Genomic DNA, 20,848 nt, shown 5'->3' with positions numbered 1-20,848 from the left:
GCGGTTTCAGATAGCCCCGGCATCTTTGCACGTTCCCCGGAACGCAGGATGCTCTAGGTTATCTGGAACGCCTGCCGTCTGAAGGGCACGCGAGACATAGGGAGAGAACATGTACAAGGTTATCGGCCACCCGCAGTCGCGCACATTGCGTGTGATGTGGACCCTGGAAGAGCTCGGCGCCGCCTACACGCTGGACCCGGCCCGTCCTGGCTCGGACGCCATCCGCGAGGTAAACCCGACCGGCAAGATCCCGGCACTGATCGATGATGGCGAAGTGCTCTATGACTCCGTCGCCATCTGCACCTACCTGGCCGACAAGCACGGCAAGCTGACCTTTACCGCAGGCACGATCAACCGCGCCCGGCAGGACAGCTTCACCCAGTTCTGCGTGGACGAAATGGAAGGCGCCCTCTGGACCGCCGCCAAGAACACCTTCATCCACCCGGAAGATGTACGTGTGCCGACGGTCAAGGAAGTGTGCCGCCTGGAATTCGCCAAAGCGCTGACAACCCTCGAGGCTCGTCTGGGCGAAGGTCCTTATGTGATGGGTCAGATGTTCACCATCGCCGACATTTTCATCGGTCACAGCTTCGGCTGGGCCCAGGTGGCCAAGTTCACGCTGCCCGAAAGCGGTCCCCTGGCCGACTATCTCGCCCGTCTGCGCAGCCGTTCAGGCTTCCTGGCGGCCATGGCCAAACTCAAAGAAGTCTCATGATCCGCGTCAGCACAATCCTATCCGCGGGGGCCTGGTCCGAGGCTCCCGCAGACACAATCACCCTCGACCGGGAAGACCGGCACCGGCGGCGGGCCGTCATGACCGCCGCAAAAGGCCTAACCTTCCTCTTGGACGAACCAAACGCCGTGCATCTGCACCATGGCGATGGCTTGAAGCTGGAAGACGGGCGGATTGTCGAGGTTTTGGGCGCGGACGAAGACCTGGTTGAAATCGCGGCCGACGACATGGCCCATCTGGTCAAGATTTCCTGGCATCTGGGCAACCGGCACCTGCCCACCCAGCTTATGGGCAGCGTCCTACGCATCCGCCGCGATCACGTGATCGAGGACATGGTCATCCGCCTTGGCGGCAAACTGACCGTTGTCTCCGCTCCGTTTGATCCGGAAGGCGGCGCCTATGGCCACGGCCAGACCCAGGGCCATGATCACGGACACAATCATGGTCACAGTCATGGGCATGGGCATTCCCACGGACATGACCACTCCCATTCGCATGGGCACTCCCATGACTGACAGCGGCAAGGTCTGCTTCGTCTCTGGTCAGGGTCAAGTCCCGGATGAATCTGGTGATTGCGGCCCATCCTTCGAGACGGCGCCTTTGCGCCTCCTCAGGATGAGGGCGAATTTGAAGCTACTCTTGAGAGCTATCCTCACTCGCACCCTCATCCTGAGGAGCAGTCGCGGACTGCGTCTCGAAGGATGTGCCACGGGCTCCATTCCCTCGCTTTGCAGCCGAGCGCGGCCACCCCATGCCCATGGACAGGTTTCCGCATGAGCGAAGCCCTGGTTCCTTCCGCCCTGTTTCGCCTGCTCACCTTCCTCTCGCCCGCCTTCCCGGTTGGGGCCTTTACCTACAGCCACGGGCTGGAACAGGTGATCGAGGATGAGGTGGTGACGGATGCCGGGACCCTGGCAAGCTGGCTGGAGGACATCCTGCGCCAAGGTGCAGGACGCAGTGACGCCATTCTCCTGCGCCAGACAATGCTTGCTGCTCGTGAGGGCAACGAAGACGCAGTCGGTGAAATCATCGACCTGGGACTGGCACTTCAGCCTTCCAAGGAACGCTATCTGGAAAGCAGCGCTCAAGGGACGGCCTTCATTCAGGCCATTCGTCAGGCTTGGCTGCCGGACGCCCACACACCGGCCTGCCATCTTCTGGAAAAGCTTTCCAAACCTGAGACCGGGCGGGACACTTGGCCCTATCCGGCTGCGGTCGGTCTTGCTGCAGCAGCCTGGTCGCTTCCGGTGGACGCTGTCCTGACAGCCTACTCCCAAGCCTTTACCGCAAATCTGATCTCTGTGGCCGTGCGCGCCGTGCCCATTGGCCAGAGCGACGGGCAGCGGGTTCTCGCCCTCATGGAACCGGTGATAGCGGCGGTTGCCGAAGAGGCTCAGACCTGCGGACTGGAGGATCTGGGCACAAGCACCTTTCTGGCTGACATCGCCTCCATGGAACACGAAACGAAATACTCGAGGTTATTCCGCTCATGAGTTCTCCCAACGGACCTCTTCGCGTCGGCATCGGCGGCCCGGTTGGCGCCGGCAAGACCACCCTGACGGACAAATTGTGCAAGGCCATGCGCGACCGCTATTCGCTGGCCGTCATCACCAATGACATCTACACGAGCGAAGACGCGGAAGCCCTGATGCGCTCGCAGGCGCTGCCGTCCGAACGGATCCGCGGCGTGGAGACCGGCGGCTGCCCCCATACGGCAATCCGCGAAGACGCCTCAATCAACCTTGCCGCCGTTGCGGATCTGTCCAAGGCCTTTCCGGATCTAGATCTGATCCTGATCGAATCCGGCGGAGACAATCTGGCCGCGACCTTCTCGCCGGAACTTGCCGACCTGACCATCTATGTGATCGATGTCGCCGCCGGAGAGGAAATCCCGCGCAAGGGCGGACCCGGCATCACCCGCTCCGACCTTCTGGTGATCAACAAGACCGACCTTGCTCCTTATGTCGGGGCTGATCTTTCCGTCATGGACCGGGATGCGACGAAGATGCGCAAGGGCAAGCCCTTCCTCTTTGCCAACATGCGCCAGGGCGACGGCGTCGATACCGTCGTGGACTTCATTGCGTCCAAAGGCGGCCTGAAGACCGCCTGAGGCGGCTGATCCAAGAAACAAGGCGCCGCTCCGGTTTCCTGAAGCGGCGCCATTTTTTCCAATCCTTGTGGTGGCTTATTTGAGGGTCACTGGCCGGCTGGCGGCAATCACGGTGTCATCCCCGGACAGAACGAACCGCAATTCATAGGCACCGGGCTCTTCCGGCGCCATCAGGTCGAACGTGCCATCGGTAATGTCATCGATGGTCGCCCAGGCTCCTGAAATATAGGCTCCCGCAGGTTCTCCAACCTTCGCAAAACCGACCCAGTTCGAACCATTGGCCGGCCCTGCTACCTTGATCGTCATAGGCTTGCCAACCTCTGCCTCTTCCGGGCCTTCCAGAGTGATCAACGGCGTTTTGATCTCCAGAGGCTGGGAAGCCAGGATCCGCGTTGCTCCTTCGCCGCTCAGAATATAGCGCAGCTCATAGCTGCCGGGTTTCACCGGTGACATCAGCCGGACGGTTTCGCCTTCCGGGCGGGCATAGGTCAGATAGGCTGCAGGATCCGAACCTGGAACAGACACGCCGATCCAGTCATCCGGCCCCTTCGGTCCCGTCCAGGTAACCTCAAAAATCAGGGAAGCTTCGACTTCGGAGGGGGCCTGCATCCCGGCTTTTGCCTCCCCAACCGCCAATGGCTTGCGGGCGAGGATCCCCTGATCGGCACCGGCAACATAAATGACCTCGAAGTTCCCTGCCTCGACCGGCGCCTGCAAGGTCACAGGCGAGCCATTAGAGACACCGCTCCAACGTCCGCCATAGTCGTCAGATGGAGCGCCCTGCGGCACAATGCCAATCCAGTCATCCTGACCGCCGGGCCCTTCCCAGGTCACTTCAAACAGCATTCCGGCGGATACTTCGCTGGCAAAGGTCAGGTTGACCTTCGCCTCAGTCACCTCGACCGGTGCCTTGGCCAGGATACGTTCGCCATATTCCGTCCAGACATAGGCGACCTGATAGGAGCCCGGTTCTGACGGAAGCGGCAGGGACACCGGCGACCCATCGCGAACATAGGCCCACAGATCCCGTTCGAGCCGCTGACCATCCGGCGTCACGACCCGGATGAAGTCGCTGTCAGCCAGAGGACCAGTGAAAGCCACATCGATCCGGCTGGTGGCAACAGCTTGCGAAGCAGCCAGGGCTATGGTGGCCTCCGGCAGGTTCCCAGCCAAAAGCACTGTCTGCTTTGCGCCCTGATCGGACACGGTGAAGGAAGCGCCACCGGCTCTTTCGTCCAGTTCCGCAGACACGACATAGTCGCCAGGGGGCAGCTTCAACTCAACCTGACCGCCATGAAGTCCCGAACCGACAACAGTTTCATCATCCGCTTTCGAGATGACCCAATCGACATTGCCATCAATCCGGGCGCCGCTGTCCTTGTCGGCGGCGGTGAGGACGACTGGAAATTCAAGAACCTGTTCAGGTGCTGCCTGGGCCGTCTCGCGCAGAGCTTCGGCCAGACCGCCAGCATCCTTGACGTTCCAATAGGTGCCGCCGGTCAGATGAGCAATACAGGCAATCTTCGCCTGATCGGCCTTGGAAGCGATGTCGAAGCCGATCACATGAGCCTTGAAGTCGACGCCGGACTTTGCAAGCTCCGCTGCCAGCGCACAGGGGTCGCCATTGCAGGTCTCGATCCCATCGGAAATCAGGACCAGCCGGCCCGGCTTGTCACGGCTGCCAAGCTCTTGCGCCGCCATGCGCAGTGCTTCCGTGATCGGCGTCTTGCCGCGCGGCTTGAGGCTCTTGACCGACGCTTCCAGCTTGCCGCGATCCAGCGGCGTGACCGGCACAAGGGTCTCCACATCGCCGCAATCGGACTTGCGCCGGTGCCCATAAGCCATCAGACCGGCATTCACCCCATCCGGCAACTCACCGAGGAAGCCGGAAAAGGCATCCTTTGCGATCTCGACCTTCGCTGTCCCGTTGATCTGGCCCCACATGGAATTGGAGAGATCCAGAACGAACATCATGTCGGGGCGGGTATCCTCAGCCCTGGTGACAACCGAAAACTGACCCAACCCCGCAAGCGCCAGCGCCAGAACAGCAGGTGCGCGGGCCCTCAATCTGCGTGAAACTTTCTGAAATCTCATGAGTGCTCCTCACCTCGATCCTTCCGGAACGCCCCTTTTTCGGCGGCACCGGCCATCCCCTGAGGCTGACCACAACCGGAGAGACACATCTGTGATCTGAATCGCAATTCGTCGTTTTGCTGCTGTCTGACTGCCAAAGGTGATCGCTTCGCGCGAAAGTCAGCTCGCAAGCGCCCGGATCGCGCCGTTTTTGACGCGGACTTGTCTCACCGCCGGATCAAGCCTACGAAAGTACCACGAAGCCCGTATGGACGCTGAATGGGCTCGTGCGCATAATGCGCCAACCAAAAGCCGCATCATCATCAATGCGGCTCATCAAATTGGGCCCCTGGGAGGTTATCAGATGTCGGAGACTATTTTCCCCGTGCCGGCGGAGGTCGCGGAGCGCGCCCACGTGGACAATGCGAAGTACCTTGAGATGTACAAGCAGTCCGTCGAGAACCCGGATGGCTTCTGGGGCGAGCACGGCAAGCGCATCGATTGGATCAAGCCCTTCAGCAAGGTGAAGAACACCTCCTACGACTACCACAACGTTTCGATCAAATGGTTCGAGGACGGCACGCTCAACGTTTCCGCAAACTGCGTTGACCGCCACCTCGCCACCCGGGGCGACCAGCCCGCCATCATCTGGGAAGGCGACGACCCGAGCGAGAGCAAGGTCATCACCTACAAGGAACTGCACCGCGAAGTGAACATCTTCGCCAATGTGCTGAAGGCAAAGGGCGTCAAGAAGGGCGACCGGGTCACCATCTATCTGCCGATGATCCCGGAAGCAGCCTATGCCATGCTCGCCTGCGCCCGCATCGGCGCCGTGCATTCGATCGTCTTCGGCGGCTTTTCCCCGGACAGCCTGGCCCAGCGTATCGAGGGATGCACCAGCAAATGCGTGATCACCGCCGATGAAGGCCTGCGTGGCGGCCGCAAGGTGCCGTTGAAGGCCAACGTGGACAAGGCAGCCGACAAGGCGCCGGTCGATGCGGTCATCGTGGTCAAGCGTACCGGTGGCGACATCAAGATGACCGAGGGCCGCGACGTCTGGTACCACGAGGAAGCGGCAAAGGTTTCAGACCAGTGCGCGCCTGAGGAAATGAGCGCGGAAGATCCGCTCTTCATTCTTTACACCTCCGGCTCCACCGGCCAGCCCAAGGGCGTGTTGCACACCTCCGGCGGCTATCTCGTCTATGCCTCCATGACCCACCAGTATGTCTTCGACTACCATGACGGTGACATCTACTGGTGCACGGCGGATGTGGGTTGGGTTACCGGCCACAGCTACATCGTCTATGGCCCGCTAGCCAATGGCGCCACGACGCTGATGTTCGAGGGCGTGCCGACCTACCCGGATGCCTCCCGCTTCTGGCAGGTGATCGACAAGCACAACGTCAACATCTTCTACACGGCTCCGACCGCCATCCGCGCTCTGATGGGCGCCGGGAACGAGCTGGTGGAAAAGACCTCACGCAAGTCCCTGCGGCTTCTTGGCTCCGTGGGCGAGCCAATCAACCCGGAAGCCTGGACCTGGTATTACAATGTGGTCGGTGAAAAGCGCTGCCCGATCGTGGACACCTGGTGGCAGACGGAAACCGGCGGTATCCTGATCACGCCGCTGCCCGGCGCAACCGATCTGAAGCCCGGTTCGGCCACCCGGCCTTTCTTCGGTGTTCAGCCGGCCATTGTCGATGCGGAAGGAAACTTCCTGGAGGGTGCGACCGAGGGCAACCTCGTCATCACCGACAGCTGGCCCGGCCAGATGCGGACAGTTTATGGCGACCACGACCGCTTCGTGCAGACCTATTTCGCCACTTACAAGGGCCTCTATTTCACCGGTGACGGCTGCCGGCGCGACGAAGATGGCTACTACTGGATCACTGGCCGCGTCGATGACGTGATCAACGTCTCCGGCCACCGCATGGGCACCGCCGAAGTGGAAAGCGCGCTCGTTTCCCACCCGAAGGTCTCCGAAGCGGCTGTTGTGGGCTATCCGCACGACATAAAGGGTCAGGGCATCTATGCCTATGTCACGCTGATGGAAGGCGAAGAGCCGACGGATGCGCTGAAAAAGGAGCTGGTGAACCACGTGCGCTCCGAAATCGGCCCGATTGCCTCTCCGGATCTGATCCAGTTCTCTCCGGGCCTGCCGAAGACCCGCTCCGGCAAGATCATGCGCCGCATCCTGCGCAAGATCGCCGAAGACAGCTTCGACAACCTCGGCGACACGTCCACCCTGGCCGATCCGGCTGTCGTCGATGACCTGATCGACAACCGTCAGAACCGCCACTGAATTACCGGCCAAACAGGCTGATTTATAAAACGGAAAAGGCCCGCCAAACGGTGGGCCTGAGGTTGATGACAAAGGCGGCCTCCTTCCCGTTCGTCATGGTCGGGCTTGACCCGACCATCTGCAAGTCATTGACTTGTTTAGGTCCTCGGCTCAAGGCCTAGGATGACGGTGGAGAGGTGACTGCTTTGTCAGCGGTCTGCGGCCCGCCAAACGGCGGGCCTTTTGCTTATCAGAGAACTGGGTCTGGCACTCGCTCAGGAACTCATCCATGCCAGCCACGGATGCATCTATTTCGCGAGATAGATCGACTGGATCTTGCGGGCAATATTGCCGAAAGCGTTGATCAGCTCGGACGTGGAGCTCGCATAATAGAACTTGTCACTGCTGCTGGCGCAGTAGCTCATCAGGTCCTTGCCGAAGTTGGAGTCCTGGGTTTCGAAGAAAACCGTATAGAGCGAGATCCCTGCGGTTTTCATCTCATCGCAAAACTTCCGGCCACGAACCGCAGGTTCGGTATCATAGGACGCTTCCTGATACCAATACTGGAACCAACCTGAAATCGTTGTCGAGTTGGTGCAAACCCATTTCAACTTATAGCCCTGCCAAACCCAGCCGCAGCTGCCAGGATAGGTTTTGCTGGACTTGTCGTAATTCATGTTGAACCCGCCATCAGTCATGATGATGGCGATCTTTATGGTGTTCTTGTCGGTGTAAGCCGCGGGCGTGCTGGCACTTGGCCAAAGTGACGACCAATTGGGAGACAACGTATACCAGCCCCAGGCAATCCCAGTTTGGCCGGCCGTCCCCCCAACACCAACCAGAGATGCAATCGTGGCCAGAAGTTTGACCTTATTGTTGGTCAGCGGCAACACCGCGGCGGCCGGGCAGGCATCGCTGGGATTCGAGTACGTATATTCCGCCGGTTGATACTGGGTTTCGTAATCACTCTTGCCACCAAAGAACTCGGAACTCGAGCCGCTGTAATTATAGATGGCATCCGTATATCTCTTGTCGCCTCCCCGCTCGGTAACGCAATTGGCGAGCGTACTTTTGCCGTTGGTCACCGAATAGGCATACGTTCCAAGGTTTACGCCCTGACTGTAAGGGACAATCGATATTCTGATCTTGCTGGTGGACGTGGAAAGGCTGGTCGGCATCAGTTCCTCAACCAGACTTGTCGACGCGCTTTGAAGGGCCGCGAGATCTGCAGGGTCCAGGCTCATGGAGCCTGTCACGTCCAGAACCAGCGCCAGTTCCACATCGAACTTGGAATAACTGACCTCCGTCATCGTGTTGACGGACAATTCTGACGGGCCAATGCCACCGATATTGATGAATGTCGTCGGAACCGTTGCCTTCGTCCTGACGGTCACTGTCCCAGCGTCCGAGTTCACCACAAAGGTCAGATCTGAGATTGCCTTGGTAACATCGGTAACGTGCGTGGCATTGGCACGGAAGGCATCCTTGAGAGCTGTATCAATCTGGGTATCCGTCATGACGGATGAAGACAACTGGGTGGCCACGGACAGTGCAGAGGCATCCAGAGCCGTGGCAATCGCCTCGCGCTCGTTGATCGCTCTGGCGAAGTCTATGCCCGCCCCAGCAATAACGACGAGAAGAAACACGAGAAGGGCGAAGATCGGGAGAATGGAACCGCGACGATCATTCGGAAGCCTTCTGAAGGCTCTCCAGATTGTCCGGGCTGCACCAAGGCGCATAAGCAGTCTCCTGTCTCTCACAGGATGACTGTTACTCCGAAATGAATTTCATATTTCTGAATCACTCAGAAATAGGGGAGAGACACTTCGAGAGGGTAAATAGTTCCCTAAAGTCAGGGCCGATTAAGGCTCGAGTTCCGTATCCCAGTAAAGAAAATCAAGCCAGCTTTCGTGGAGATAGTTCGGCGGAAATCCGCGGCCGTGATTGTGCAGATCCTGGATCGACGGCTGAAAGGGCATGTGCATTGGCCACATGTCCAACTGCTCGCAGGACTTGTTGGCTTTTCTCAAATTGCACGGAGAGCAGGCGGTGATCACGTTTTCCCAGGTTGTCTGTCCGCCCTTGGAGCGGGGGATCAGGTGATCGAAGGTCAGTTCATCGCGCGAGCCGCAATACTGGCACTGAAACCGGTCACGCAGGAAGACATTGAAACGGGTAAAGGCAGGATAACGGCTTGGTTTGACGAAGGTCTTGAGAGAGACGACGCTCGGGAGGCGGAACTCGAAGCTCGGACTTCGGGCCACCGTCTCGTACTCGGAGACAATGTTCACCCTGTCGAGGAAAACCGCTTTGGCGGTGTCCTGCCAGGACCACAGCGACAACGGGTAGTAGCTTAAGGGCCTGTAGTCCGCATTAAGCACCAACGCCGGATGTGCGCCAGACGCAACTGCAATCGTCACCGTCCGCTCCTCATGCCTGTAGATGAGCCCTCCGGACGGATGTTCCGCCAGAAGGAACAGTCTTCATGAGACGAGAGTATTGTAGTGCTGCAATGACACTCTTGTGAAGCCTGATAAATACGCAGAGCCTGCCTGGGAAAGTGCCTGTAATTACAGTTGCTGAATTAAATTAAGGATCTGATGCAAATGGCCTTTTTAGATAAAGAGCGCATTTTGCCGTTTCAGATGCCCCTGAAATGAAAACGGGCGCCGCAAGGGCGCCCGTTCAATGTCAACGCATCGCGGCGAATCAGGCCTTCGGCCAGTCCCGGATGTCGACAAAGTGACCGGCGATCGCAGCAGCCGCAGCCATTGCCGGAGAGACCAGATGGGTGCGGCCCTTGAAGCCCTGACGGCCTTCGAAGTTGCGGTTCGAGGTCGATGCACAACGCTCGCCCGGCTTCAGCTTGTCCGGGTTCATGGCAAGGCACATGGAGCAGCCCGGCTCACGCCATTCGAAACCGGCGTCCTTGAAGATCTTGTCCAGACCCTCGGCTTCCGCCTGTTCCTTCACAAGGCCAGAGCCCGGAACAATCATGGCGCTCACGGTGGAGGCCACCTTGCGGCCGCCGATGATTGCAGCAGCTGCGCGCAGATCTTCAATTCGACCATTGGTGCAGGAGCCGATGAAGACGCGGTCGACCTTCACGTCGGTCATCTTGGTGCCCGGTTCCAGGCCCATGTACTCCAGCGCACGCCACTTGGACTTGCGGGTGTTTTCTTCCTGAATGTCGTCCGGGTTCGGCACCACGCCGGTCACGGAGACGACGTCTTCCGGGGAGGAGCCCCAGGTGACGATCGGCGGCAGGTTGGCTGCATCCAGGGTCACGACCTTGTCGAAATGTGCGCCCTCGTCGGTCTTCAGGCTCTTCCAGTATTCGACAGCCATGTCCCAGGCTTCGCCTTTCGGCGCCTTCGGACGGCCATTGATATATTCGAAGGTCGTCTCATCCGGTGCGATCAGGCCGGCGCGTGCGCCGCCTTCGATCGACATGTTGCAGATGGTCATGCGGCCTTCCATCGACAGCGAACGGATTGCTTCGCCCGCATATTCGATGACATAGCCGGTGCCGCCTGCGGTGCCGATTTCACCAATGATCGCCAGGATGATGTCCTTGGCGGTCACGCCTTCCGGCAGCTGGCCATCAACCTGGACCAGCATGTTCTTGCCCTTCTTCTGGATCAGCGTCTGGGTTGCCAGAACGTGTTCCACTTCGGACGTGCCGATGCCGTGGGCCAGTGCGCCGAATGCACCGTGGGTGGAGGTATGGCTGTCACCGCAAACAATGGTCATGCCCGGCAGGGTGAAGCCCTGTTCCGGCCCGACGATGTGCACCACGCCCTGACGCTTGTCGAAAGCGTCGTAATATTCAATTCCGAATTCCTTGGTGTTCTCGGCCAGGGCAGCGATCTGGGTCACGCTGTCCGGATCCGGGTTCGGCAGGCTGCGGTCGGTGGTCGGTACGTTGTGGTCGACAACGGCCAGCGTCTTTTCAGGCTGGCGCACCTTGCGGCCGGTCATGCGCAGGCCTTCGAACGCCTGCGGGCTCGTCACTTCATGAACGAGGTGACGATCGATATAGAGCAGGCCCGTGCCGTCTTCCTGCATGTCGACGACATGGTCGTCCCAAATCTTGTCGTAAAGCGTCCTGGCCTTGGTCATTGGTTCTCTCCTGAAACCCCGGCCTGAAACCCCGAACAGGCCATGTTCTTGTCCGCGTGGGACGCATCCTGATGAAGGAGGCCGGGCCTATCCATGATCGCCGGGGGCGGGCAAGGTGCCCGCAAATCCCCACTCTCCCCCTCTCAATGACTCAAAGCCCCTGTCGCGGTCAAGGCTGGCGAGTTGAGCTTTTGTCAAGTGAGATTGAAACCGCATCGCTGCCAGCAAATGCTCAGCCGGGAAACGGTTCCCAAAAAACAAAAAGGGGCAGGCCGCAGCCCACCCCTTGATGATTTACCGCGTCGAGCGCGCCGATCTTATTCGGCAGCGGACTCAGCAGCAGCAGCTTCTGCAGCAGCGGCCTTTTCGGCAGCAGCAGCAGCCTTGGAAGCAGCAGCTTCAGCGCGGACGACCTCGTTGAGGCGCTTTGCGCGAGCGTTGGTTGCTTCCACGATACGTGCGGACTTACCGCGGCGGTCACGCAGGTAGTAGAGCTTCGCGCGGCGAACCTTACCGCGGCGGACAACTTCAACACCTTCGATCATCGGAGAGAAGACCGGGAACACGCGTTCCACACCTTCACCGTAGGAGATCTTGCGGACCGTGAAGGATTCGTTGATGCCGCCGCCGGAGCGAGCGATGCAAACGCCTTCGTAAGCCTGGGTACGGGTACGGTTGCCTTCGGTCACCTTCACGTTGACCTTGACGGTGTCACCCGGGGAAAATTCCGGCAGCTTGCGGGCTGCTTCGATCTTCGCCATTTCTTCAGCGTTCAGCTGTTCAATAATGTTCATGGCATATTTCCTTTTTCAGTTTCAAAGCGGTCAGAGCGTCCGGTCGACAAGCATCCGGACGGATTCACCGTCTTTGGGCCATGGCAGTTTTAGACGCTTCCGGTGACCGCTCAGCCCAATGGGCCGGGCACAGGTCCGGCAACGTCGCGCGGGTGATAGCTCAACACGCCGCACTTGTCATGTGTTTTCTGAAAAATGCCGTCGGTTAGCCGCGGAATCATCGGCACGGCCTTTTCAATCTGTAGCAAGCGTCCACGATGCATTGTTTCAGGGCAGTGGCGTCAGCGCGATCTGTACTGCATCAGTTCTTTTGTACACATGCACACACAAAAGGAAATGAATGAACCCATACCAGACGATCTACATTATATATAATTTACGAGTGGAGAAATATTTCTCCAAATAAAATACACATAGATGTCGACAAAATAAGAAGCTAATTCTTACAGTTAGAAACATTCTAAGTTATTTTTCATTACTTTTGATTATAATCAAGAGTTTTATCAAAATAAATACTATTCAGTAGCCATATTTTTTCGATTTTGACATTGATCAATAAGTACAAAAGTCAATTCCATTAGATTGTTCAAGTCAGCAGAAACTAAATACTCCCAGGACGCTGGCACAAGGCCAATTCAGTCGTCACAGCCTCCGGCATCCTGCCTGGCTCCGACGAAGTCTCCAGAAAGGACCAGGAGGCACATCATGACCATCGACACCGTTCACATACCTGCCGTTGCAGCCGTGAAGAATTCCTATTTCCTGCCATTCCTGGCCGGGTTCTACGAAAAATTCGCCCAGCCTTTTGCCTGGACTGCATTTCGGGTCGCAATCGGCGGCGTGCTCATGATCGAAGGCGTCCCGAAGATCATGGCGCCCATGGCACAGATCGGGTTCGTTGAAAATCTTGGCTTCTATCCGGGCTGGCTCTGGTCTCCCATGCTTGCTGCACTGCAGTTCTTTGGAGGCTTCATGATTGCGATCGGTTTGTTCACCCGACCAGTGGCCCTTGCCAACGGCGTCATGCTCGCAATAACGCTCTGGTTTCACTTCGCCTTCCCGTACGGCCACGCCCTTTTGACGGATGCAGGCATTGAAGCCCTGAAAGCTGGCAGTGAGTTTTTCACACCCGAAGGCATCAAGCGGCTTGGGGATGGAGGAGCAAAGTTCCTCGGCCAGACACAGACCAAGGCGGAACTTGCATCACTCTTCTGGACAGGCGGAGCGTTCCTCTACGCAGCCTTCGGCGCCGGCGCCTGGTCGGCCGACAAGCTGATCGTGAAGCGCGAGTTCTGATCAGGAAAGTCTGCCCCCATCGGACCGAAAGGTTCCGGTGGGGGCTTCATTATTTGTGGTTCCCATCCACCAAGGAGCAATACGCATCCCAAAGATCCGGCCGGCGCTCCTGCGTCAGCTTCTCGGCCTGCTCCCGCTGCCATTCGGCGATCTTCTTGTGATTGCCCGAAGTGAGAACCTCCGGAATGGTCCGGCCCTCGAATTCCTGCGGCCTTGTATACTGCGGGTGCTCCAGAAGACCCGTCTCGAAGCTTTCCGTATCGGCGCTCTGCATGTTGCCCATGACGCCCGGAATGAGCCGCACGATGGCATCCAGCAGCGTGATCGCACCGATCTCTCCGCCGGAGAGAATATAATCACCGATCGAGATTTCCTCGAGGTTCCGCGCATCGATCACACGCTGGTCAACGCCTTCGAACCGGCCGCAGACAATGATCGCGCCAGGGCCTTCCGCCAGCTCATGGGCGCGGGCCTGGGTGAGGGGCTTGCCCCGCGGGCTCATCAGAATGCGGGGGCGGGGATCGTCTTCGCGGGCAGCCGCATCAATCGCCCGGGCCAGCACATCGGCCCTGAGCACCATGCCCGCGCCGCCGCCAGCGGGCGTATCGTCGACTGACCGGTGCTTGTCCAAAGCGTGATCGCGGATCTGCAAGGCCTCCAGGCTCCACAATCCTTTCTCCAGACCACGGCCGGACAGACTATGTCCCAGCGGTCCCGGAAACATGTCCGGATAGAGGGTCAGGATACTGGCCTTGAAAGTCATCTGCAGCTCCAGGCGGGACATGCGCGGTGGTAGGGCACATCCGCCAAATCAAGAAATCATTAACCATGACACATATCCTTGCGTCACAGTTCAAAAGAACCCGCGGACAGTAGCCCGCCTTTAACCTTCCCTAGAGCAATCTCTACCTCAGAGGCGCTTCGAAGCTCAATGCCAACGGGGCAGCTTCGCTTTTGTCCATCAGCTCCCATCACCTGTATGTCCAAAAGCCGATCATAAGAAAACTGGAACATACTTCCAGGAGGTATCACTGTGCCCCGCCTACGCCTCAAACTGCCAAAGCTGATTCAGACCTACGTGGACAGGCATTACATTGATGTCTCCCTGATCCGCGTTCTCCCGCTTGCCTGCCTGCTTGTCTTCGGAGCCCTGGCCGGCCTGGTGTTCAACACCGGCGTTCAGGAACCCTACGACAAGGTCATTCACATCGGATTCTACGCCCTTTTGACGCTGTCGATCCATAGCCTGTTCTGCTGCCGGTTGCGGATTTCGGCCGTTGTTGCTTTCATGATGGGCGTTGCCGGAGAAGTGCTTCAGGCCTTCACCCCCAACCACGAGGCTTCCATGGCAGATGCCTTTGCCAACGCCATTGGAATTTCCATGGTCGTTGCGGCAATTGCATTGATCCGTTCGGAAAAGAAACAGGCTCTGCGGCAACAGCCACAGGAAGAGCTTGGCTCCAGCCTCGACACACTCGGCCTTGAACCGGTCTATCTTTCGGAGCGTCCGTCGTCCGGCTTGGCTTCGGACAAGTAATCTGCGGGAAGATCCAGGGTCACGACCTCACCTTCCATATCAACCGCCGGCACAAAGGCCTCGGTGAAGGGAACGTAATAGGTCTTGCCGCGCAAGGGACGGATTTCGAGGAGATCGCCCGCGCCGAAGTTCTCGACGGCGATGATCTTGCCGATCCGTTCGCCGGCCGGATCATGGACAGCCAGTCCGATGAGATCCGAATAGTAGAACTCGTCCTCATCCGTTTCCGGCAGCTGATCACGGTCGATGTAAAGCTCGACGCCGTTCAGCGTCTCCGCTTCGTTGCGGTCACGGACACCCTTGAACCGGGTGATCACGACCGTCTTCTGCACCCGCGCAGCCTCCACCTCGAACGACCGGCTGCCGTCCTTCGTGGTCAGCACACCATAGTCGGTGAAGGAAAGCGGGTCATCGCCATAAGGCTTGACCCGCACTTCCCCGCGAATGCCATGCGCGGCGCCAATGATCGCCATCAGGATCTTGCTCTCGGCACTATCAGCCATGGGAACTCACCCTCGGGATCCGGCGCAACGCGTGTGTCATCCTGTTGCCTGCTTATTCGCTGGCTTCAGCAGCAGCTTCAGCGGCAGCAGCGGCTGCATCTTCTTCAGCCTGCTTCTTGGCAGCCAGGCGTTCCTTTGCCTTCTGGCCCATTTCAGCCTTCTTCGGGTTGTTGCGGGCTTCGCGCTTCAGCAGGCCAGCAGCATCCAGGAAGCGGTGCACGCGGTCGGTCGGCTGTGCGCCGGCGTTCAGCCAATGCTGGACGCGCTCGACGTTCAGCTGAACGCGCTCAGCGGAATCCTTCGGCAGCATCGGGTTGTAGGAACCGATCTTTTCGATGAAACGGCCGTCGCGCGGAGCGCGGACGTCAGCAACAACGATGCGGTAGTACGGACGCTTCTTGGAACCGCCACGTGCAAGGCGAATTTTCGTAGCCATTTTATAGTCTCCAGTGTGTTCAGTTGCCGGTGTTCGCGGCAATGGCTTCGTGGTGCCGGATCACTTCCTTCACGATGAAGTTCAGGAACTTTTCGGCAAAATCAGGATCGAGATGGGCATCTGCCGCCAACTGGCGGAGCCGTTCGATCTGAATCTTTTCCCGTGCCGGATCAGCAGCCGGCAGGTCGTGTGTCGCTTTCAGGATGCCCACCTTCTGGGTGCACTTGAATCGCTCGGCGAGCATGTGCACCAGGGCAGCATCAATATTGTCGATGGACGAGCGGAGCGCCCTGAGTTCCGTGATGGCCGCGCTCTCACCGAGCTGCGTTTCAGCGTTGGTTCCGCTCATTTCTTTTTCCCCTTGCCCAGGCCTGGCAGGCCTCCCATTCCTCCAAGGCCGGGCAGCTTCGGGCCGCCAAGACCCGGAAGGCCCGGCATTCCGCCTGGCAGGCCGCCCAGGCCGCCAAGACCACCTGGCAAGCCCTTCGGCAGCTCGCCGCCACCTGGCAGCTGGCCAGACTTGGCCATTTCCTCAAGCTGCTTGGGATCGATGTTCGGCATGCCGCCCATGCCCAGGCCGCCCATCATCTTGCCGAGCATGCCCTTTTTCTTGCCCATCATCTTCATCATGTCCGCCATCTGGCGGTGCATCTTCAGAAGCTTGTTGACTTCGGACACGTCGACGCCGGAACCGGCAGCGATACGCTTCTTGCGGCTGGCCTTCAGAATGTCAGGCTTGCGGCGCTCTTCGCGGGTCATGGACCCGATGATGGCGACCTGACGCTTGAACACCTTGTCGTCGATGTTCGCAGCGTCGATCTGCTTCTTCATCTTGCCGATGCCGGGAAGCATGCCCATCATGCCGGACATGCCGCCGAGCTTTTCCATCTGCTTGAGCTGCTCGGCCAGATCTTCCAGGTCAAAGTGGCCCTTCTGCATCTTCGCGGCCATCTTCGCGGCCTTTTCCGCATCGATGGCTTCGGCTGCCTTTTCCACCAGCGAAACGATGTCGCCCATGCCCAGGATACGGTCGGCAATCCGGCGCGGATGGAACTCTTCCAGCGCATCGGACTTTTCGCCCGTCCCGATAAGCTTCACCGGCTTGCCGGTGACGGCCTGCATGGAGAGCGCCGCACCGCCGCGGCCGTCACCATCCATACGGGTCAGAGCGATACCGGTGATGCCGACGCGCTCGTTGAAGCTCTGGGCCAGATTGACCGCGTCCTGACCAGTCAGCGCATCGGCGACCAGCAGGATTTCATGCGGATTGGCAGCGGCCTTGACCTCGGCCATTTCCACCATCAGCGGCTCATCGATGTGGATGCGGCCTGCGGTGTCCAGCATGACCACGTCGTAACCGCCGAGCTTGGCAGCCGTCATGGCGCGCTTGGCGATTTCGACCGGGCCCTGGCCCTCGATGATCGGCAGGGTATCGACGCCGTTCTGCTCGCCCAGAACCTTCAGCTGCTCCTGGGCAGCCGGGCGGCGGGTGTCGAGCGACGCCATCAGGACCTTGCGCTTGTCGCGCTGGGTCAGACGGCGGGCAATCTTGGACGTGGTGGTGGTCTTACCGGAACCCTGAAGACCGACCATCATGATGGCAACCGGTGCAGCGGCGTTCAGATCAATGCCATGGCTTTCTTCGCCGAGCATTTCGACCAGCTGGTCGTGAACGATCTTGACCACCATCTGGCCCGGAGTGATCGACTTGACCACTTCGGCGCCAACAGCGCGATTGCGAACCTTGTCCGTGAAGGAGCGGACCACGGGCAGGGCGACGTCAGCCTCGATCAGCGCACGGCGGATTTCACGCAGCGCTTCGTTGACGTCGTTTTCCGACAAGGCCCCGCGGCCGGTCAGCTTGTCGAAAATGCCGCTCAGTCGATCGGACAGGCTTTCGAACATGAACTCTGGTCCTTAACGTTTCTCTGCTCCGGGATTGGATACCCGGCCATATGGGGACTGACACCCGCCGGATAAAGGCGGAACGGCCATGCGCAAAGCAGTTCGACACCCGAGGGCGCATCGCGCTGTCGGATGTTGACCTCCGGGCTCTCTTTACACCTTTACGGGTCCCGGTCGGCTGGTCGAATTGTAGTCACTCATATGGAGTTGGGCGGTTTAATGACCCAAACAGCCACGGGAGTCAAGGAAGACCCTCATGTTTCTTGCCCAAAAGGCCGGCAAGAAGTCAGGTTCGGGACCATGACGCTTGCAATCTGACCCCAGAAATTAAATAAGCAGGGAAGAACCACCTCACTCTGGCAGCCCTGCCCAGGCGGGTGGGGGAGCGGGATACTGTCTATGGATTTTCGCGCGGTCGCGCTGCCAATCGGCAAGCTCATGATCCTGATCGCGACCTTCATGCTGGTTCCGGCAGCGGTCGATATAGCCGCCGGGAATCCGGATTGGCGGGTCTTTTCCACCTCGGCTGTCGTCATCGGGTGCTTCGGTGCCCTCACAACGGCTGCCCTGTCCGGCAGGGAATATGCCTTCCGCCGCCGCGAAGCCTTCTTCTTCGTCAACGCCGCCTGGCTGGCGTTCACGCTCGCAGGCGCGATCCCGCTCTATGGCAGCAGCATCGAGATTTCCTTCGCGGGCGCCTTTTTCGAGGCAGCCTCCGGCCTGACCACCACCGGATCGACTGTGCTCACCGGCCTCGACCAGATGCCTCCCGGCATTCTGCTCTGGCGCTCGCTGCTGCAATGGATCGGCGGCATCGGCATCGTCGTGATCGGGATCTGGCTTCTCCCCGGCCTGCGGGTCGGTGGCAGCCAGCTCTTCGCGCTCGAATCCTCAGAGAAGGCAAACAAGCCTTACGGCCGCATCGAGCCTTTCGTTGCCCGCCTGATGATCCTCTATGGCGGCCTGACCGTCAGCTGCACCCTGCTCTACATGGTTTGCGGCATGACGTTCTTCCAGGCAATCAACCATGCCATGACCACTGTTTCGACCGGCGGCTATTCGACCTCGGACAGCTCCTTCGGCCAGTTTCAGGGGACAGCGGTCTTCTGGGTGGCGATTGTCTTCATGATGCTCTCCGCCCTGCCGTTCCTGTCCCTGATCCGTTTTGCCGAAGGCAAATCCATCGACGACAAACAGCAGATCCAGGCCCTGTTCATCATCGTTTTCATCGCCAGCTTCCTCGTGTTCCTCTCCGAACGCTGGATGGATGACGATCCGCCCTTCCACCTTTACACAATTGCCGTGTTCAACGTGGTGTCGGTCATCACGACCACAGGATATGCCGCCAAGGACTATCTGCTCAGCGGCAATTTCGTCATCGCGATCTTCTTCCTGATCACGTTCCTCGGCGGTTGCAGCGGCTCGACCGCCGGCGGCTTCAAGATGTTCCGCGTGGTGATCCTGATTAGTTTCGTACGCTCGCTCCTGCGCCGCATGGTCATGCCGCACCGGATCCAGCCTGCCCGCTATTCCGGCAAGCCGGTCAGCAATCAGGTTCTTGAAGGTATTCTGGTCTTCTCGATCCTTTACGCTGGCACTTTCGCGATATTTGCCGCCATCTATGCCTGCATGGGCATGTCTCCGGACACCGCTCTCAGCGCCTCGATCACCGCATTGGCAAATGTCGGCCCGGGCGTTGGCGAAATCATCGGCCCCTCCGGCACTTTCCAGAGCGTTCCGGAAGCGGCCAAATGGCTGCTCGCCATCCAGATGATCCTCGGCCGCCTCGAAATCATCGGCGCGCTTTTGCTGGTCACACCGGATTTCTGGATGGAGACCTGAGGTGACTGATTTGATGTCAGGTTAGAGCATGGATGCCATGGTCAAACCTCTCATCCTGCCGGTGTCATCCCGCGCTTGACGCGGGATCCAATCCACGTTTTGACAACTTCAAGAAGACTGTTTTCCTCTGGAGTTCTCTCTAGGCGCTTCTGTGCCTGCTGTCTTGCGGAGACGTGCATTGGATCCCCGATCAAGTCGGGGATGACCGTATGGAGAGGCTGGCTCACGCATCGGACTTTGCTTGCGGGAAAGCCTGCGTGGACCAGGCGAGACCTTGCCATGCCCACCATCACCTCTCCGTCCCCGGACTCCCTGCACAGACAGATCTCGAAACCTTACGCAGGATAATCGCGGTGGCCGAAGATGGCGGAGCCGACGCGCACATGGGTGGCGCCAAAGCCGATTGCCGTTTCGTAATCGGATGACATGCCCATCGACAGGCCTTCAAGGCCGTTCCGCGCCGCAATCTTCTGCAGAAGCGCAAAATGGGGGCCGGGCGCGTCCTCGACCGGGGGAATGCACATGAGACCGGCAATGGTCAGACCGATTTCATCCCGGCAAAGCCTGATGAAGGCATCGGCTTCGCGGGGGGGAATGCCCGCTTTCTGCGGCTCCTCGCCTGTATTGACCTGAATGAAGCAAGGCAGGTTCCTGTCCTGGCGCACCATTTCGTCCTTGAGGGCCCGGGCGATCTTTTCCCGGTCCACCGTGTGGATGACATCAAAGGTGGCGACAGCTTCCTTGGCCTTGTTCGACTGCAGCGGACCGATCAGGTGCAGCTCGATACCGCCGAATGCCTCGCGCAGTTCTGGCCATTTTGACATGGCCTCCTGCACCCGGTTTTCACCGAAAACCCGCTGGCCGGTCTCCAGAACAGGGCGGATGTCCTCGGCCGGAAAGGTCTTGGACACAGCCACAAGCGTCACGCTGCCGGCTGCGCGGCCATGCTCGGCTGTTGCCGCCTGAAGCTCCGACTGAACCCTGTGCAGATTTTCTTGCGACGCTTCGGTCATGGCTTCTTCCCGTCCCTCTAATCATCCCGGTGATGCTCGCCCGTGATAAGCAGCAGGGGCGCCAAAATGCAAGGCCTGCCCGGGACAGGCCTGAAAAGCGGTCATTTTAGCGCCAATCATGTTGACCCGGTGGGGGATTTCTGGTGACAGTCCGCCAAACACTCCCTGAGATGCGCCGCCTCCGGCGCACAATGAAACGGCAA

The 20,848-nt window shown here is 59.1% G+C and carries 19 protein-coding genes; 8 read left to right on the top strand and 11 right to left on the bottom strand.

Annotation, left to right across the window (positions count from 1 at the left end):
• Positions 1 to 109 precede the first annotated feature (109 nt).
• From BUA94_RS17460 to ureG, 4 genes are all read left to right on the top strand, one after another.
• The gene (locus tag BUA94_RS17460) at positions 110 to 715 is read left to right on the top strand and encodes a glutathione S-transferase family protein (protein ID WP_073014619.1); all 606 of its coding nucleotides are present in this window, start codon (positions 110 to 112) and stop codon (positions 713 to 715) included.
• Positions 712 to 1,248 carry an urease accessory protein UreE gene (locus BUA94_RS17455; protein ID WP_073014618.1) on the top strand — a complete coding sequence of 179 codons (537 nt, stop codon included), beginning with the start codon at positions 712 to 714 and terminating at the stop codon, positions 1,246 to 1,248. Before BUA94_RS17460 ends, BUA94_RS17455 begins: the two co-directional genes overlap by 4 nt.
• A 258-nt stretch (positions 1,249 to 1,506) precedes the next feature.
• Complete coding sequence (locus tag BUA94_RS17450; protein WP_073014617.1) at positions 1,507 to 2,226, top strand: urease accessory protein UreF; 720 nt, start codon at positions 1,507 to 1,509, stop codon at positions 2,224 to 2,226.
• Positions 2,223 to 2,843, top strand: a complete 621-nt coding sequence (gene ureG / locus BUA94_RS17445) for an urease accessory protein UreG (RefSeq protein ID WP_073014616.1) — start codon at positions 2,223 to 2,225, stop codon at positions 2,841 to 2,843. Before BUA94_RS17450 ends, ureG begins: the two co-directional genes overlap by 4 nt.
• Positions 2,844 to 2,918: 75 nt before the next feature.
• On the opposite strand, the gene BUA94_RS17440 is transcribed toward ureG, so the two are convergent.
• Positions 2,919 to 4,937: a vWA domain-containing protein gene (locus tag BUA94_RS17440; RefSeq protein ID WP_084082102.1), complete on the bottom strand. Its 2,019-nt coding sequence runs from the start codon at positions 4,935 to 4,937 to the stop codon at positions 2,919 to 2,921.
• Between the two features lie 343 nt (positions 4,938 to 5,280).
• On the opposite strand from BUA94_RS17440, the gene acs reads away from it, so the two are divergent.
• On the top strand, positions 5,281 to 7,218 hold the full coding sequence (acs, locus tag BUA94_RS17435) for an acetate--CoA ligase (protein ID WP_073014892.1): 1,938 nt from the start codon (positions 5,281 to 5,283) through the stop codon (positions 7,216 to 7,218).
• A gap of 287 nt (positions 7,219 to 7,505) precedes the next feature.
• Here acs and BUA94_RS17430 read toward each other — a convergent pair whose 3' ends face one another.
• The 4 genes from BUA94_RS17430 to rplS all read right to left on the bottom strand — a co-directional run bounded on the left by BUA94_RS17430 (position 7,506) and on the right by rplS (position 12,113).
• Complete coding sequence (locus BUA94_RS17430) at positions 7,506 to 8,936, bottom strand: TadE/TadG family type IV pilus assembly protein (RefSeq protein ID WP_073014614.1); 1,431 nt, start codon at positions 8,934 to 8,936, stop codon at positions 7,506 to 7,508.
• A gap of 123 nt (positions 8,937 to 9,059) precedes the next feature.
• A complete protein-coding gene (locus tag BUA94_RS17425) occupies positions 9,060 to 9,617 on the bottom strand; it encodes an HNH endonuclease (protein WP_073014613.1) in 558 nt (185 codons plus the stop codon).
• 289 nt (positions 9,618 to 9,906) lie between these two features.
• The gene (gene leuC / locus BUA94_RS17420; protein ID WP_073014612.1) at positions 9,907 to 11,319 is read right to left on the bottom strand and encodes a 3-isopropylmalate dehydratase large subunit; all 1,413 of its coding nucleotides are present in this window, start codon (positions 11,317 to 11,319) and stop codon (positions 9,907 to 9,909) included.
• Between the two features lie 317 nt (positions 11,320 to 11,636).
• Complete coding sequence (gene rplS, locus BUA94_RS17415) at positions 11,637 to 12,113, bottom strand: 50S ribosomal protein L19 (protein WP_073014611.1); 477 nt, start codon at positions 12,111 to 12,113, stop codon at positions 11,637 to 11,639.
• A gap of 705 nt (positions 12,114 to 12,818) precedes the next feature.
• On the opposite strand from rplS, the gene BUA94_RS17410 reads away from it, so the two are divergent.
• Complete coding sequence (locus tag BUA94_RS17410) at positions 12,819 to 13,409, top strand: DoxX family protein (RefSeq protein ID WP_073014610.1); 591 nt, start codon at positions 12,819 to 12,821, stop codon at positions 13,407 to 13,409.
• A 49-nt stretch (positions 13,410 to 13,458) separates the two neighbouring features.
• Here the strand turns inward: BUA94_RS17410 and trmD are convergent, their stop codons facing one another.
• Positions 13,459 to 14,172, bottom strand: a complete 714-nt coding sequence (trmD, locus tag BUA94_RS17405) for a tRNA (guanosine(37)-N1)-methyltransferase TrmD (protein ID WP_073014891.1) — start codon at positions 14,170 to 14,172, stop codon at positions 13,459 to 13,461.
• Positions 14,173 to 14,442: 270 nt separating this feature from the next.
• Between trmD and BUA94_RS17400 the strand changes: the two genes are divergently transcribed.
• Entirely contained in the window at positions 14,443 to 14,946 is a 504-nt protein-coding gene (locus BUA94_RS17400; protein WP_073014609.1) for a VanZ family protein, read from the top strand.
• Here the strand turns inward: BUA94_RS17400 and rimM are convergent.
• The 4 genes from rimM to ffh are packed head-to-tail and all read right to left on the bottom strand — an operon-like array spanning position 14,901 to position 17,790.
• The gene (gene rimM / locus BUA94_RS17395; protein WP_073014608.1) at positions 14,901 to 15,449 is read right to left on the bottom strand and encodes a ribosome maturation factor RimM; all 549 of its coding nucleotides are present in this window, start codon (positions 15,447 to 15,449) and stop codon (positions 14,901 to 14,903) included. The genes BUA94_RS17400 and rimM overlap by 46 nt on opposite strands.
• A gap of 52 nt (positions 15,450 to 15,501) precedes the next feature.
• Entirely contained in the window at positions 15,502 to 15,885 is a 384-nt protein-coding gene (gene rpsP / locus BUA94_RS17390; protein ID WP_073014607.1) for a 30S ribosomal protein S16, read from the bottom strand.
• Positions 15,886 to 15,904: 19 nt separating this feature from the next.
• Complete coding sequence (locus tag BUA94_RS17385) at positions 15,905 to 16,234, bottom strand: chorismate mutase (RefSeq protein WP_073014606.1); 330 nt, start codon at positions 16,232 to 16,234, stop codon at positions 15,905 to 15,907.
• A complete protein-coding gene (gene ffh / locus BUA94_RS17380; protein WP_073014605.1) occupies positions 16,231 to 17,790 on the bottom strand; it encodes a signal recognition particle protein in 1,560 nt (519 codons plus the stop codon). The genes BUA94_RS17385 and ffh overlap by 4 nt, the downstream gene beginning before the upstream one ends.
• Positions 17,791 to 18,189: 399 nt before the next feature.
• Between ffh and BUA94_RS17375 the strand changes: the two genes are divergently transcribed.
• Complete coding sequence (locus BUA94_RS17375) at positions 18,190 to 19,632, top strand: TrkH family potassium uptake protein (RefSeq protein WP_073014604.1); 1,443 nt, start codon at positions 18,190 to 18,192, stop codon at positions 19,630 to 19,632.
• Between the two features lie 335 nt (positions 19,633 to 19,967).
• On the opposite strand, the gene BUA94_RS17370 is transcribed toward BUA94_RS17375, so the two are convergent.
• Entirely contained in the window at positions 19,968 to 20,645 is a 678-nt protein-coding gene (locus BUA94_RS17370) for a YggS family pyridoxal phosphate-dependent enzyme (RefSeq protein ID WP_073014603.1), read from the bottom strand.
• Positions 20,646 to 20,848: the final 203 nt, after the last annotated feature.

This window comes from Roseibium suaedae (assembly GCF_900142725.1).
GTDB lineage: Bacteria > Pseudomonadota > Alphaproteobacteria > Rhizobiales > Stappiaceae > Roseibium > Roseibium suaedae.
Note: the sequence above shows the minus strand (reverse complement) of the source record. Positions and strands in the feature narration are given on the sequence as shown.